General features: G+C 37.3%; 16 protein-coding genes and 1 pseudogene. 13 read left to right on the top strand and 4 right to left on the bottom strand.

All coding sequences use genetic code 11. The features are described 5' to 3' along the window. Positions 1–257 precede the first annotated feature (257 nt). The gene (locus tag AN161_RS04415) at positions 258–1,955 is read left to right on the top strand and encodes a GNAT family N-acetyltransferase (protein WP_075807172.1); all 1,698 of its coding nucleotides are present in this window, start codon (positions 258–260) and stop codon (positions 1,953–1,955) included. 146 nt (positions 1,956–2,101) lie between these two features. Here AN161_RS04415 and AN161_RS04420 read toward each other — a convergent pair whose 3' ends face one another. Then, positions 2,102–2,809 carry an NUMOD4 domain-containing protein gene (locus AN161_RS04420; RefSeq protein WP_053593171.1) on the bottom strand — a complete coding sequence of 236 codons (708 nt, stop codon included), beginning with the start codon at positions 2,807–2,809 and terminating at the stop codon, positions 2,102–2,104. Between the two features lie 139 nt (positions 2,810–2,948). After that, positions 2,949–3,098, bottom strand: coding sequence for a hypothetical protein (locus AN161_RS29420; RefSeq protein WP_158002968.1), 150 nt, complete (start codon positions 3,096–3,098; stop codon positions 2,949–2,951). 21 nt (positions 3,099–3,119) lie between these two features. On the opposite strand from AN161_RS29420, the gene AN161_RS28120 reads away from it, so the two are divergent. The 12 genes and pseudogenes from AN161_RS28120 to AN161_RS27340 all read left to right on the top strand — a co-directional run bounded on the left by AN161_RS28120 (position 3,120) and on the right by AN161_RS27340 (position 12,585). Then, positions 3,120–3,401: a hypothetical protein gene (locus tag AN161_RS28120; RefSeq protein ID WP_198926837.1), complete on the top strand. Its 282-nt coding sequence runs from the start codon at positions 3,120–3,122 to the stop codon at positions 3,399–3,401. Between the two features lie 223 nt (positions 3,402–3,624). Then, on the top strand, positions 3,625–4,068 hold the full coding sequence (locus AN161_RS04430; RefSeq protein ID WP_053593173.1) for an SACOL1771 family peroxiredoxin: 444 nt from the start codon (positions 3,625–3,627) through the stop codon (positions 4,066–4,068). Positions 4,069–4,372: 304 nt separating this feature from the next. Further along, complete coding sequence (locus AN161_RS04435) at positions 4,373–5,008, top strand: sugar transferase (protein WP_053593174.1); 636 nt, start codon at positions 4,373–4,375, stop codon at positions 5,006–5,008. A gap of 47 nt (positions 5,009–5,055) precedes the next feature. Continuing rightward, on the top strand, positions 5,056–6,150 hold the full coding sequence (locus tag AN161_RS04440; protein WP_053593175.1) for a glycosyltransferase family 4 protein: 1,095 nt from the start codon (positions 5,056–5,058) through the stop codon (positions 6,148–6,150). Further along, the gene (locus tag AN161_RS04445) at positions 6,143–7,825 is read left to right on the top strand and encodes a GNAT family N-acetyltransferase (protein ID WP_241774501.1); all 1,683 of its coding nucleotides are present in this window, start codon (positions 6,143–6,145) and stop codon (positions 7,823–7,825) included. Before AN161_RS04440 ends, AN161_RS04445 begins: the two co-directional genes overlap by 8 nt. Continuing rightward, complete coding sequence (locus AN161_RS04450) at positions 7,806–8,552, top strand: hypothetical protein (protein ID WP_241774502.1); 747 nt, start codon at positions 7,806–7,808, stop codon at positions 8,550–8,552. The genes AN161_RS04445 and AN161_RS04450 overlap by 20 nt, the downstream gene beginning before the upstream one ends. Further along, entirely contained in the window at positions 8,540–9,565 is a 1,026-nt protein-coding gene (locus AN161_RS04455; RefSeq protein ID WP_053593177.1) for a polysaccharide deacetylase family protein, read from the top strand. Before AN161_RS04450 ends, AN161_RS04455 begins: the two co-directional genes overlap by 13 nt. Positions 9,566–9,653: 88 nt before the next feature. Beyond that, on the top strand, positions 9,654–9,779 hold the full coding sequence (locus AN161_RS30945) for a hypothetical protein (RefSeq protein ID WP_277815923.1): 126 nt from the start codon (positions 9,654–9,656) through the stop codon (positions 9,777–9,779). Positions 9,780–9,828: 49 nt separating this feature from the next. Next, entirely contained in the window at positions 9,829–10,818 is a 990-nt protein-coding gene (locus tag AN161_RS04460) for an agmatinase family protein (protein ID WP_053593178.1), read from the top strand. Positions 10,819–11,152: 334 nt separating this feature from the next. Beyond that, positions 11,153–12,040: a 5'-3' exonuclease gene (locus tag AN161_RS04465; RefSeq protein WP_053593179.1), complete on the top strand. Its 888-nt coding sequence runs from the start codon at positions 11,153–11,155 to the stop codon at positions 12,038–12,040. A gap of 351 nt (positions 12,041–12,391) precedes the next feature. Next, positions 12,392–12,490, top strand: a pseudogene (locus tag AN161_RS30475) (RNA polymerase sigma factor); the annotation flags it as partial. Continuing rightward, positions 12,490–12,585 (top strand): stage II sporulation protein P, encoded by a 96-nt coding sequence (locus AN161_RS27340; RefSeq protein ID WP_075807184.1) that lies wholly within the window; start codon positions 12,490–12,492, stop codon positions 12,583–12,585. The pseudogene AN161_RS30475 and the gene AN161_RS27340, both read left to right, overlap by 1 nt. Before the next feature lie 103 nt (positions 12,586–12,688). Here AN161_RS27340 and AN161_RS04470 read toward each other — a convergent pair whose 3' ends face one another. Together AN161_RS04470 and AN161_RS04475 are read right to left on the bottom strand one after the other, a co-directional pair. Next, the gene (locus AN161_RS04470) at positions 12,689–13,192 is read right to left on the bottom strand and encodes a C39 family peptidase (RefSeq protein WP_053593180.1); all 504 of its coding nucleotides are present in this window, start codon (positions 13,190–13,192) and stop codon (positions 12,689–12,691) included. 163 nt (positions 13,193–13,355) lie between these two features. Further along, positions 13,356–13,700 (bottom strand): thioredoxin family protein, encoded by a 345-nt coding sequence (locus AN161_RS04475; protein WP_158002969.1) that lies wholly within the window; start codon positions 13,698–13,700, stop codon positions 13,356–13,358. Positions 13,701–13,913 lie beyond the last annotated feature (213 nt).

The following is a 13,913-nucleotide window of genomic DNA, read 5'->3' on the forward strand; positions in this document are numbered from 1 at the left end:
TTTTGATTGATTCTCAGGTTACTAAATAAAGAGTTCTAAAAGTTAATTGATATGAATATATTGGATATTAAGTGTTAAATTGGGTCATCACCAAAAGTTAGGTATGACGTTTGTTAAAACGTATGCCATGTATATATGGATGGAGGCTGAGCGACTCCTTGAATGCACCCAGTCGGAATGGAAATCAACCTCACATTATGGTAATGAACCGTTAAATTAATAATTTTTTATGAACATAAAAAGGAGTGATTAAGCACGTGCTATCTTATAGACTCGTAACAACGATTGAAGAGTTGGAGTCCTATAAAAGTACTTGGTCTGAGATACTTGAACGTGAAAAAAATGATAATCCGTTCGTTGAATTTGAATGGGTTTCGACATGGTGGACGACGTTAGGAGTTAATGACAATGTCGAGATTTACATAGTCGAACATAAAGGTATGGCAGTAGCATTTTTCCCATTTGTTCGTTGTGTACGATTTGGTGATATACATCATTTTGTTTTTTTAGGACAAGGGTTTGCTACTTATATGGAAGTCATTGCAGAGAAGCAATGGAAGGAACCCACAATTGAATATTTACTAAAAGAGTTTTCTCGGAAATATAAACGTTTTATTATAGCGTTACATGGCTTATTAGAAAGTAAAAACACATCTCAAATATTAGAAAAATATGCAATAGAACATCAGGTACCTCATTCTATTTTCCGAACTGTCACTCCCTATATTGATTTTCAATCTATAAAACTTGAAGATTTTCTTCAGAAGCATAGAAAAAAGTTTAAAAAGATTCAACGGCGTGAAAAAAAGTTAAAGGCGCTTGGACAAGTAACCTTTCAAGAAGTACAGTGTGAAAGGCTATCTGGCATGTTTGACTTGTTTGCGAGAAGATGGCAGAAGAAGATCGATAAAAGTGGGTTTACAGAACAACAAACGCGTCGCTTCTTTGAGCGTTTGGCAAGGGAGAAAAGTAAGGCGTTACGAGTAGAAGTAGATAGTCTCCAGTTTGAAGGGGATTGGATTGGTTTTACCATCGATATTTGCTGTAGAGATCGGAATTTTTGTCAGGCGATGGGACATGAACCTGATTTCAATATTTTTGGACCTGGTCGTTTAATTGAGCGAGAAAATATGCTCAAGGCACATGCCTCGAACTATCGTTTCTATGATTTAGGTAGTGGTTATGAGCCATACAAGTTTGAGTGGTATACACATGTTGATTTTACTAGAAAATTTATGATGAGCACGAAAGGTAAAAGGGAACGTACTTTAAGATTGATGATGGTTTTGTTTGATAGATTGAAAGGTCAATTAACGAATAATCATCAACTTGTAAAATTGAAACGAGATCGATTTGGGGAGTTACGCCATTTTTTAAAAAGTGCTCATCCAAAGGATTGGTTTCATTCCTTAAAGAAGGGTATTAATCGCATGATAGCTGTTCATATTTTTGATATTTATGTCGCTGAGAATGGCCAAGGACAAACTACATCAAGCTTTAATGAAGTGTTTATTCAGGATGTGATGGCATGTAAGGGGCGTGCTAATTTTGTTTCGAACTATCATAAGGGCTATCGGATCTTTAGAAATAGCAAAAACGAAATGGCTTATTTAAGACATGATCAAATATTTTATGAAGAAGTGACAGGGTTTACACACAAGCTTCCATCCAATATTTCATATATTAAAGAAAATAATCATCAGCTGTCTGATATCGTTGCTAAAGTGCAGGAGGAAGGAAGAGCCGTCTGTACCTCAGTTTATTGGTATGAAGGAAAAAGACGTAGAGAGATTGTTCAGTTAGGATTTCAAAGGGTAGAGAGGATAAAAATAATTCAATTGTTTAAATGGAAAAAGGTATATCGTCAAGAAAACAATTGGTTAAAATATCTACAATCACAAGGGCAAAATTTTGAACATCTATGGCAATTAGCGCTATTACCTCTATTTGTTTAACTTCTTTCAGCAAAATGTTTTATTGTAGCGAAAGCAAAGCGTCAGTTACAAATTGTTTTATTGTAGCGAAAGCGAAGTGCAATTAAGCCAAGGAATAATTGATAAAATCCCCAGCGTCAGTGAAGCGACGCTGAGGATTTTTATAGTTAAAAGTGTATACCAGGTTTATCGATAAGCTTGCAGCCTGTACCATATTTCGCTTTTAAGGCACCTTTGAAATTAGTTTGTTCAAGTTCAGGGTATGCCTGTTTCCAAAGTTCAAATACATTGTGACTAGAAGCGGTACCGTCTTTTGTTAGTCGAACAATATGGAAACCATATTCATCATTGCATCGAGCTAGGGGACGATTTTCGCGCACTGTAATGATTCGACCACTCGCTGTAACATCATATAAGCCCTCGTATCCTGCAATGGCACGTCTTTCTTCATTGAGGTCAGCTGCTTTTTCTTCTTTAGCTTCTTTGACTTCAACGTTCTTTACAGGTTTAGTGCCTTCTTTGACTTCGACTTTCTCTACAGGCTTAGCTGCGTCTTTGACTTCGACTTTCTCTACAGGCTTAGCTGCGTCTTTGACTTCATCTTTCTCTACAGATTTAGCCTCTTCTTTATTTTGAGCTTGCAGTTGTTCCACAATGACAAAATCCTTATTTGAAGCCTTGTCGCTCATTGTAGCCATCACGTTCATAATGGAGCCTACATAACGCAATGGTTTATCTTTGCCTTCTTCAAATACAAAAATATTATAATCGGTTTTATTCATTTTTTTCATAATAATATTTCCTGTTGTAGTAGTAAAACCGATAAATTTGTTCTTTTTAAGTGCTTGTATTGCTTGTTGCTTTGTTAAAATCATTTTTAAATCTCCTAAAGAATTGTTTTTTCTATTCTACCATAAAATTAGTATCTCTGTTTTTCTTAAAGTTTTCGATGTTTTATTATTGAATTGATAATTTTTTTATATTGTGGGAATTGCTTCTTATTTATATGGATCATCACAATAACGTGTGGTTGATTTCAGTTCCAACTAGGCGCTTTGCCGCTGACGCTTCGCTTTCGCGCAGATAAAACATTGTTGCTGACGCTTCGCTTTCGCACAGATAAAACATTGTTGCTGACGCTTCGCTTTCGCACAGATAAAACATTGTTGCTGACGCTTCGCTTTATTGATGAGTAATGAAGATGAACGTTTACTTGAGATTTCAACCTTCCTAGAGGAAACTTCTTTAGAGATGGCAAATGAACGACGTGATAAACGCAATGTCTATTTCAAGTGCTCTGTTGAAAATGTGGTAGAGTTAGAGATAGCAGCAGCGAAAGTTGAGGATTTGCTTTGGTTTGACCGTCTTGTATCAGTATTGACGCACAACTGCTCGTTTAGCAGAATGACAAACAGTAACGAAAAAAAGCTGCCATTTAGAGACAGGAAAAAACATTGCTACAACTGATTAGAAAGAATGCTCGACTCTCTTATACAAAGTTGGGTACGGGCATTTTTCTTGGGGGAACTGAAGGAGCGGGGATGGGAACGGTCAAGAGAGAGAGGACACATCGCTCAAGTACCCCAGAAACTGATCAGGTAGCCCAGCCCGGTAACCGCTTAGCTACAAAGCACCAAAATTTGACTACAGAAGATAAATATCCCTACATAATCAAAAGGAGGATTTAATTATGGTTCAACATTTATTTACTATGAATTTAAAATGGTCGGAGGGGAGAAATGGAACAGGTAATATCGTTGCGGATAATTTAAACACGAAAATTTCTATTCCTCGAGAAATGAATGGACCTGGGATTGGGACAAATCCTGATGAAATGCTGCTTGGAGCGGCGGCAACCTGCTATTTAATTACACTGGCTACGCTACTTGAAAATTCAAAGATTGCCGTGTTGGATTTGTCTATGCAAGCTGAAGGTTTTGTTGATGTTACGAATGGTGTTTTTACTTATAAGAAAATCGTACATAAGCCAAGAATTGTTGTAAAAGACTTATCTGAAAGAGAGCAAAAACGAATTAATCGGTTAGCTGAGAAGGCTGAACAAACATGTATGATTAGTAAGGCATTGAAAGGAAATGTTCAAATTACATGCGATGTACAAATTATACAAGGATAAAAAAGAACGGCTCATACATGGCTTTTTGACTTATTACCAAAAGTTAGTGCGACATTTGTTAAAACGTATGCCATGTATATAGGTTGGTTGGAGTGAAAGGCTGGACGCCTTCAGGAAGCTCTGCTCTGTGCGAAAGCGTAGCGACAAACAAAGCGCCCAGTCGAAACGGAAATCAATCCCACATTATGGTGATAATGATCTTTTTTTTACATTTTATTATGTAATGCTTTTTCAAAAGTAGTTCTATAAATGTCCCAAATGAATATATAAAGTTAAGTGCTAAAAAAATGTAAAGGATGATGTATTGCACGAGCAGTCAGCTCAAACTATCACATTTTATAGTCAGTTCGGAAAGAGAATTTTTGATATTACAGGGGCATTTCTTTTACTTTTCATAACTATTCCTCTTATGTTAGCTGTATTCCTCATTTTACTTTTTAGTACAGGCCGCCCTTTAATCTTTAAACAAATCCGTACTGGATTGGATCATCAACGCTTTGTTATTTGGAAGCTACGGACAATGACTATACAGGCAGTTCCAGTGAATATGCCTACTATGTGTGCAGATGGAATTCCAGATAGTTATTACTTTAAAACTGAACAGGATGTACGAATCACGAAAGTTGGGGCTGTTCTTCGAAAGCTAAGTATTGATGAAATTCCACAGCTCATTAACGTCTTAAAAGGAGATATGAGTATTGTTGGACCACGTCCAGAAGTTCCATCCATCACAAATGCTTATAACACTTTACAAGCACGACGTTTAGAAGTAAAGCCAGGATTAACAGGGCTTGCTCAAATTAACGGCCGCTCTAATATTTCTCACGGACAAAAAATTTCATATGATCTAGAATACGTTGATAATTATTCCTTTTGGATGGATTTGAAAATTGTTATCAAAACACTTTACGTAGTGTTAGCGAGAACAGGTGCTTATTAAAAAATAAGGAGTGTTAGGTACTGAAAATCGTTCAGCTTATTACGCGTATGGATAAAATCGGAGGAGCGCAGAAGCATGTGGAGGCACTTGCATTAAAATTAAAGCAAGACGCTCACGAGGTAACCATTGTCACAGGCCTATATGATCCATCGCTGTGGCGCTTACAAGAAGAGAAAATTGACGTTATCAGTATACCAGCCATGCAGCGCGCGATTCATCTAAAAAAAGATTTACAGACCTTTTGGCAATTGAGAGCTGCATTTAAAAAAATAAAACCAGATGTTATTGCAGCACATTCATCGAAAGCGGGAGCAATTGGACGTGTAGTAGGTAGTCTTTTACGCATTCCAATTGTTTTTACAGCCCATAGCTGGAGTTTTACAGAAGGCGTACCGCATAAAAAGAAATTTATATATAGTCAAATGGAAAAATCAGTTCAGCCGATAACAGCTAAAATTATTACGGTTTCTGAATATGATCGCAAGCTAGCGCTAACGGAAAAAATTGCTCCTGCTTCTAAAATGCTGACGATTCATAATGGCATCGACCAAATAGATAAGCGAGTAGCACTGAATAGAGAGAAAGAGGAGCATCCACTAATTGTGATGGTTGCTCGCTTTGAAGTGCCAAAAAGACAGGATTTATTGCTAGAGGCTTTAGCAGAGCTTTCAGATGTACCTTGGCGCCTTCAATTGATAGGTGATGGTTCACTACGTCCTCATTTAGAAAAATTTGTTGCCAATAAAGGATTAACAGATCGTGTCTCATTTTTAGGCAATCAATTAGATGTTACTGATTTGCTTGAGGAAAGCCATTTATTTGTCTTGCTATCAGATTGGGAGGGCCTCCCGATTTCAATTATTGAAGCAATGCGGGCAGGACTTCCAATTATTGCTACAAATGTAGGTGGCGTCAATGAGCTAGTTTGTGATCATGAGAATGGATTTTTAATTAACCGAGATGATCCTGGTTTACTAAAGAAAAGGCTTAAACAATTGTTAATGGATGAGAACATGCGTCAAAAAATGGGGGACGCAAGTGAACGTCGCTTTTTAAGGGATTTTACGTTTATACCAATGTATCAGAAAACTCTATTTGTCTACGAACAGGCTGTATCAAAGTCGGCTAAGAAAGGTGATTAATTTGCAATTAATTCGCATTCGAACAGATGATGAGCTTATGTGGTACAAGGATATTTGGGATGAAATTTTAGCAACAGAGGTCAATGATAATCCATTTATAGAATTTGCGTGGTTTTATAACTGGTGGCAAATTGTTGGGCGAAGAGAGCGTGTTGAGCTTTATGCTGTTGAAGAAGCTGGTCAAATCATTGCCTTCTTCCCATTCACGGTTCGACTTCGATGGGGGGTACGAATTTATGCCTTTACGGGAGAAAATATTGCGAATTATTCAGGGGTTGTAGCGAAAAAAGAATGGCTGTTACCTGCTACAACTTTTGTGTTTGATCAGCTCATCGAACAGCATAAACATCTAATGTTTTCGTTTCATGGATTATTAGAAAGCAAAGAGTCTACAAAAGTAATTGAGCAATATTTTGTTGAAAGGCAGTTACGTCCGAGTATTTTTCGTGTAGTGACACCGTATCTTGCCTTTCACGATATAGATTTCCATAACCATTTCAATCAACGCAGAAAAATGCATGGTGTGGATAGAAGAGAACGAAAGCTACGAAAATTAGGTTCATTAACGAGGAAAATACCTTCGCAGGACGAGCTTTGGCAAATGTTTAGACTATTTGATCGAAGATGGGCAAAAAAACTAGACACAAGTGATTTTACAAAAGGACAGAAAAAGGATTTTTTCGAACAGCTAACACATCTTAAAGGGGAAGCGCTGCAAGTTGAGGTAGACGCACTTGTTTTTGAAAACCAATGGATTGCCTTCACCTATGGAATTTGCTGTCGTGGACGTTATGTCACTTACGCCCTTGCACATGAGCCGACATTTAATATATTTGGGCCAGGTAGATTAGTGAATCAGGAAACCATCAAGCGAACCTTTTCTGAAAACTATAACTTGTTTGATATGAGTATTGGCTATGAACCTTATAAGTTTGATTGGCGCTCTAGTATTGATTTTACAAGGCGTATGCTCGTAAGCAGCGGAACGAAGCGTGCAAAGCTATTGGCAAGTCGTTTTACGCTAAAGGAACGACTAAAGGAATTTTTAAAAGGCAATCATCGTATCGTTGAATGGAAACGCAACACTCTAGGTCAATTACGTTACTTAGTAAAGTATGGAAAAGTAAAAGATTGGCTAGAATATGGACAACTATTCGTAGAAAAATTTATTCGTTTTAAGAAAGTGGATTTGTATGAACTAGCCCCATCAGATAGTGTCACACCGCATCGACCTGTAGGAGATTTGTTTGAAGAATTGTCGATACAGGAGGCGATGCAACTCGATGAAGAAGAGGTTATTTCACTATTTTATAAGGGATACACCATTTATAAAGATTCCTTTGCAGAAACGAATAAGCTTGCGTTTGCGTTACATGCGGTGAATTGGCGTGTAGATGAATTGCAAATAGTTGAAGCATTGCCAAAGCAGACATATTTTTTAACCTATGATGTTTATAAAAATATCGATATTATAACAGCTTTTTTCCAAAAAATGAAACCTGCACAAACACTTTGGGTTACTGCAAGCTTTTGGCAATGGCGAAAGCGGAAACGATTATTGCAGCTAGGCTATAAACGTATTTCTCGAATGAAACATTTTAAATGTGCTCGCTATGAGCGTAATCATGTAGAAAAATACACAGAGAGTGGGGGCGATGTTCATTCTGTCCATTAAAAGTAAGCGATGGAATATCGCAATGCAGCATTTTTATTTTGTAGAAAAGCCAGCCAATTTTAGAAAATCAATGAGGGTTGTTGGCTATACACATTCACTAGTACCAAGTCGTAAGCTTGTTAAAAGTGAAACGGTTCATATTCACCTTACAGAAAGTGAGCTCTCATTGTATCTTGCTCTTTCAGAAAGTAATCGAAAAATACTTCGTCGAGCACAACAAGAATCCTATCAAGTTTTTATTTATAAGGAACCTTCAGAGGAAAATTTACGAGCCTTTCAACAGTTTTATAATAATTTTGCCAAAAGGAAAAAACTCGAGCTAATTAGTAAGTCTCAAATGGAAGCTATTACGCTCTTAAAGGATAAAGGAGCTCTATGGTTGTCCGAGATTCGAAGTATTTGTGGACAAACACTATGCTATAGACTCGATATTGTACACGCTGAAAAAGCGATGTCCTATTATGTAGCGACTTGTCATTCACAATTGATGCCAGATCATTTAAAACGACCAGTTCGTTATGCAAATCGTTTCTTATTATGGCACAATTTATTGCATTTAAAGGAGCAAGGCTTTGTTTTATATGATATGGGGAAGCTAACAGATGACCAAAATGTTCGTGCGTTTAAGCTGGGCTTCGGTGGACAAGTTGTCGATGTATATTCCGGCTACATTACCCAATCGAAAATAAGTGCACTGTTACTGGGCGTGCAAAAATGGAGGAAGTAACAATCAAAGTAAATCGTGGGGGTCTTGTTATATCATTGGATTTTGAGCTAAATTGGGGTGTCCACGATGTATTTAGATACGGACAATACAATAAAAATTTATACGGTGTACGTGAAGCATTGCCTAAAATGCTAGAGTTGTTCGAACAGTATGGCATTCATGCGACTTGGGCAACAGTAGGTTTATTGTTTGCGGAAACAAAAGCAGAAATGGCTCATTACTTACGAGGTATCCCAGTAAAATATAAAAACATGCGTTACGCAGCACATACACAACTTACAAAAGTAGGAGAAGATGAGCAGGAGGACCTCTTACATTTTGGCAAATCCTTAATTGAGAAGATTAAACGTACGCCACATCAAGAAATAGGAAGTCATACATTTTCACATTTTTACTGTTTAGAAAATGGACAAACTGAAGCAAATTTTCGTGCAGATTTACATGGAACTGCAATGATTTGTGAAGAGTATATCGCACCGATGAAGTCGATTGTATTTCCTCGTAATCAAGTGAATGAAGCGTATTTCCTGGCATGTCAGGAAGTGGGCTTTGTATGCTATAGGGGAAATGAAAAACATCCGTTGTATGATCCTCAAAAATTTACGAAAAAAGGTCGGCTATTAGGTGCGAAAAAATGGCTGGATAGCTATGTTAATGTAACGGGGAATCATCTAGTAACGCTAGAAGAAATGCAAAAGGATTCATTTATTAACATTCGCTCAAGTTCATTTTTAAGGCCGTATTATAGCCCATTACGTTTTTTTGAAGGCTTAAAGATAAAACGCGTTAAAGAGGGAATGCATGCAGCTGCAATGTCTGAAGCATTTTATCATTTATGGTGGCACCCTCATAACTTTGGCAAGAACATAGATAAAAATTTAGCTATGCTTGAGGAACTTTTACAGTATTATCAGGAGTTACGTAATCAATATAACTTTCAAAGTTATACGATGTACGAGGTCGCAGAGCTTTGCCAAAATTTATCCCGTAAAAGCCCGATTGGTGAAGACTAATCATCGGTGGGGTGAAAAAACCCCCAAAAGTAGCAAACTAGAAAAATGCCTAGTTTGCTACTTTTTATGTTATAGGGGTAAATGGAGTGTGGAGAATTTTTCAAAATTAAGAGGGGAAATCCCGAACTTTGACGAAATTATATGTACTAATGGTACTATTAATGTTGAAGGAAATTCACGTTATGGTGATGAATTTTTAATATATAAAGAATGAAATAACTTGGAGATAGTTATAGAAAAATAGCGCGAAGGTGGTCGTTAACATGTTTATTCAACCAGAATGGCAGTATAAGCAAGAAAATGGTTCAGCTATGCATCAATGGATTAAACAAAAAGAAAATCCACTTCCGAGTGATGTAGATATTATTTTGTATGGTGCTTTATTATCGTATGCTAGTAAATCCTCCCAAAAAGCATTGTATCCAACTGCATTTCGAAAGGCTTGGCCAAGCTTTCAATCTTATAATTTAGATGAGCAAGTAGATTTGCGTTCGTTGGCAGTTGTTGATGTAGGCGATGTGGCCATCCACGGAACTGATAGAATGCTTTCAGAGTCAGCTATAGAAGCTGCGGCAGAAAGCTTAAGTACCGCATATTCTAAAAGCTTCACCTGTCTTATTGGTGGAGATCATGCGATTACGGCTTGCTCTCTAAGAGGGATAAAGAATGCTTATCCAAAGGATCGGATAGGGATTATTCAAATCGATACGCATTTGGATGCACGGAATCAGGAGGAGATTGGCCTAGCCATGGATTCCCCAATACAGAAGCTTATTACAGCAGGGATTGTAGAGGGAAAACATGTTTATAATGTCGGGTTGCACGGCTTTTTTAATTCACCAGAAATGATTCATTACGCGAAAGAACAAGGAATTCATATGATTACGTTAAAGCAAATGCGTCGTGATGGCATACAATTAACAATTCGCGAAATGCTTCGTCAGCTTATGTATGAGGTGGATCGTATTTATGTATCTGTAGATTTGGATGCACTCGATATTATATTTGCACCAGATGTACCTGCCGCAACACCAGGTGGATTAACGGCTTATGAATTATTTGATATCTTAAAGCTCATTGGAGAAAATGAAGGGGTCCGCCATATTGACTTTGTCTACGCAGATCCAAAGGAGGGGGACCTACGCCCGGAAACAGTAAAGATGGGCGTGACCGCATTTTTGCAATGGTTAACAGGTATTCGACTGGATTACCGCAATCGTATCTCCAAGAAAAGCAACGCCATAAGTAGATAATTATAAAATGAGACGTGGAATGATGGCTTGTATATATTTACAATGAAGTTTAATGATATTTTGCTATAATAGAACAATGCTTAATATTAATATAATATGGCAGGTTTGTTGATTAGGGAAATATAGGATTTTTATTGACCGACAAAATATTTTTTGTAGATACTTTGCTTATAATGCCATTTTTAGCTGATTGTAGCGGAGGAAGCGGCTCGACGCTCGCCCGCAGCGGAATTCAGGTTTTCTTATTAAATAAAATGGATGAAGATGGTAATCAACATACCTGATATTATAGATTAATACAATCATTGTATTGTTATAGAGAGGATTATTTATCATGACAACAAAACCAAAACTATTAATTGTTGATGGCATGGCGCTATTATTCCGTTCATTTTTTGCTTCGGCTGCGATGGGGCATTATATTCGCCTTACAGATGGGACACCGACCAATGGTGCCCAAGGATTTGTGCGTCATGTATTAACGGCACAATCTATTATGAAGCCTACCCATCTTGCTGTTTGTTGGGATATGGGTGCACATACATTCCGTAACGAATTATTCGATGGCTATAAAGCTAATCGTCCATCACCACCAGAGGAAATGCTGCCACAATTTGATATGGCGAAAAATTTATCAGAACAAATTGGTTGGCAAAACTTTGGTGTTAAAGGGATGGAGGCAGATGATTTAATTGGCTCAATGATTACAAAATTTCAGGATGAGGCTGACATTACGGTAATTAGCGGAGACAAGGATTTACTGCAGCTTTTAAGACCATCAACGGAAATTGCTTTTACGAAAAAAGGCTATTCAGAGTATGATATTTATACGGATACACGCTTTCAAGAGGAATATGGCATTGAACCAATGCAATTTGCACAGGTCAAGGCTTTTATGGGGGATACGAGTGACGGTTATCCAGGCGTAAAGGGAATTGGACCAAAGCAGGCGCTTACGTTAATTCAAACGTATGGTTCCATCGAAAATGTTCTTACATCAATAGACGAATTAAAGCCTGGTCAACGTACGAAAATTAAAGAGAATTTAGACATGTTAAAATTGTCACACGAGCTTGCAACCATTCAAACGAACGTACCAATCGAGGCAGAACTACCGAGCTTAGTATTACCTAATTACGAGCCCCAAACGTTCAAAGAAATAGAAGAACGTGGCTACACATTAATCGCCAAGCAGGCACGCTCGTTGTATTCACTTATTTAAAAACAAACATCAGGGTTATCAACGCAGAGTATAGAAATATGCTCTGCTTTTTTTATGTCTCATCATCATAAGTTGGGGATGACAGTGGTTAAAAAGTATCTATGTTGATTGGAGTGGAGGCTGGGCGACTCCTTGGGGATTAGCTATAGAGGAACGAAGGCTAAAACCATCACGTCCTGTGATAACGCCTTTGTGACCAACAAAGCGCCCAGCCGGAACGGAAATCAACCACACGTTATGGTGATGAACCTTTTTTATACAAATTTTTGTAACCTTTTTCTAACCTCAAACGAATTATAAGCAAATAATTAAAAGGAGGAGAAAGTTTGACTGATTCAAATATAATCAAGAATAGTTGAAATTTACAATTTGTATTACTTAGACGTTTATAGATTTCTTGTTTGTTTTACGGGAAATCAAAATGATGCTGAGGATTTGACCCAAGAAGTATCGAACCCCAAAATACCTATAATCAAGATCTCCATGATAATTCAGTATTATTAGAAATTGGAGGGATCGAAAATACGCTGGAAGAAATGTATTGAACAATGGATGTTTTTGCACAAATTCTAAAGATATTCTTGAGAAAAGCAAATAAGCGTTGAATTATAAGAAGAACGTGTCTAAACATTGCAGGCATGCTTTTGTTTATTTCGGTGTGATTTTCACGAAGCTCAATACTTTCTCATTATCTTTAAAAGAAGCTATTCGAATTTTACTTTCACGATCAGGACCACCATTATCATGGAACATTAACAATAGCTCATCATTTTGTATTTCATAGCCAATGAGAGATACCCAATGATAGGCGAAGGCAGATTTTTTATCCCGCCAATTTAGGCTAAAATAGCGATCAAAGCGTATGGCGACAGGACGGCCTGCATCGATCTCCTGCATTGCCTCCTTTAAAGAACAATCGCGAATATCCCATGTCGGACGAAGTCGGCGAAGATTACGAATGAGACGCCATTTAAATAACCCGATTTTCGTACCACCAAGAAGTTTATAAAGCTCATTTACCGAAGGAGCTGTCTCGTCTATATAGTTTAAGATTACGTGTACAGTTGTAGGTCCACAAGCAGAATTACGATAGTTTGCTGAAATAGATGCATCATATTGGGATTTTCCGAGCAGTGATAATTGTTGGCGCATCATGATCTCCTTTCTAAAAAGAGCCGCATTTCAAAAAGAAATGCAGCTCGTTTTTTCGATTATTGTTGTGCAGATAAAAAATCTGTAACTTGCGGCTGACGCTTCGCTTTCGCCACAGATTAGTAGCTCTTCTACATTAACTTTGCTATTTTAGCCTAGCTAATTATTGTTGTGCAGATAAGAAATCTGTTACTTGCTGAGGTGATTTAGCATTGGCACTATGTAAGTGTGCTAATTTTTCACCGTTTTGGAAAATTAGTAGGCTTGGAATACCCATTACATCATATTTGTCCGCAATTTCTGGAAGCTCATCGCGGTTAAGTTCGTACCAGTCATATTGGTTGTACTCTTCGATAATTGGATCGATGAACATATTCATACGTGTGCAATCTGGGCACCAGCCAGCGTAAAATTTCACTAGAATTTTTTGATCACTAGAGATCAGCTCATTAAATTGTTCAGCAGTTGTAATTGTTTTCATTAGTATTTCACTCTCCTTGCTTTCCATTCTACACATTTTTCCCGCAACCTGAAAGTTTTCTGTTTGGTATGATTGGTATCTACTTATTGTCTTATTTTCGCTCGTAAAAAACAAAAAAAGTTGTATATTGCAAAAATAAATGTGGAAAAAGATTGCTAAATTAAACAAAATAATCTACACTAAAAACAGAAAAAGTAGTTTTATCTTCATTCAGCGGAAGATATTTACCTCTAACATCAA

This window comes from Lysinibacillus sp. FJAT-14222, from assembly GCF_001278875.1.
In the GTDB taxonomy this organism is placed as follows: domain Bacteria; phylum Bacillota; class Bacilli; order Bacillales_A; family Planococcaceae; genus Lysinibacillus; species Lysinibacillus agricola.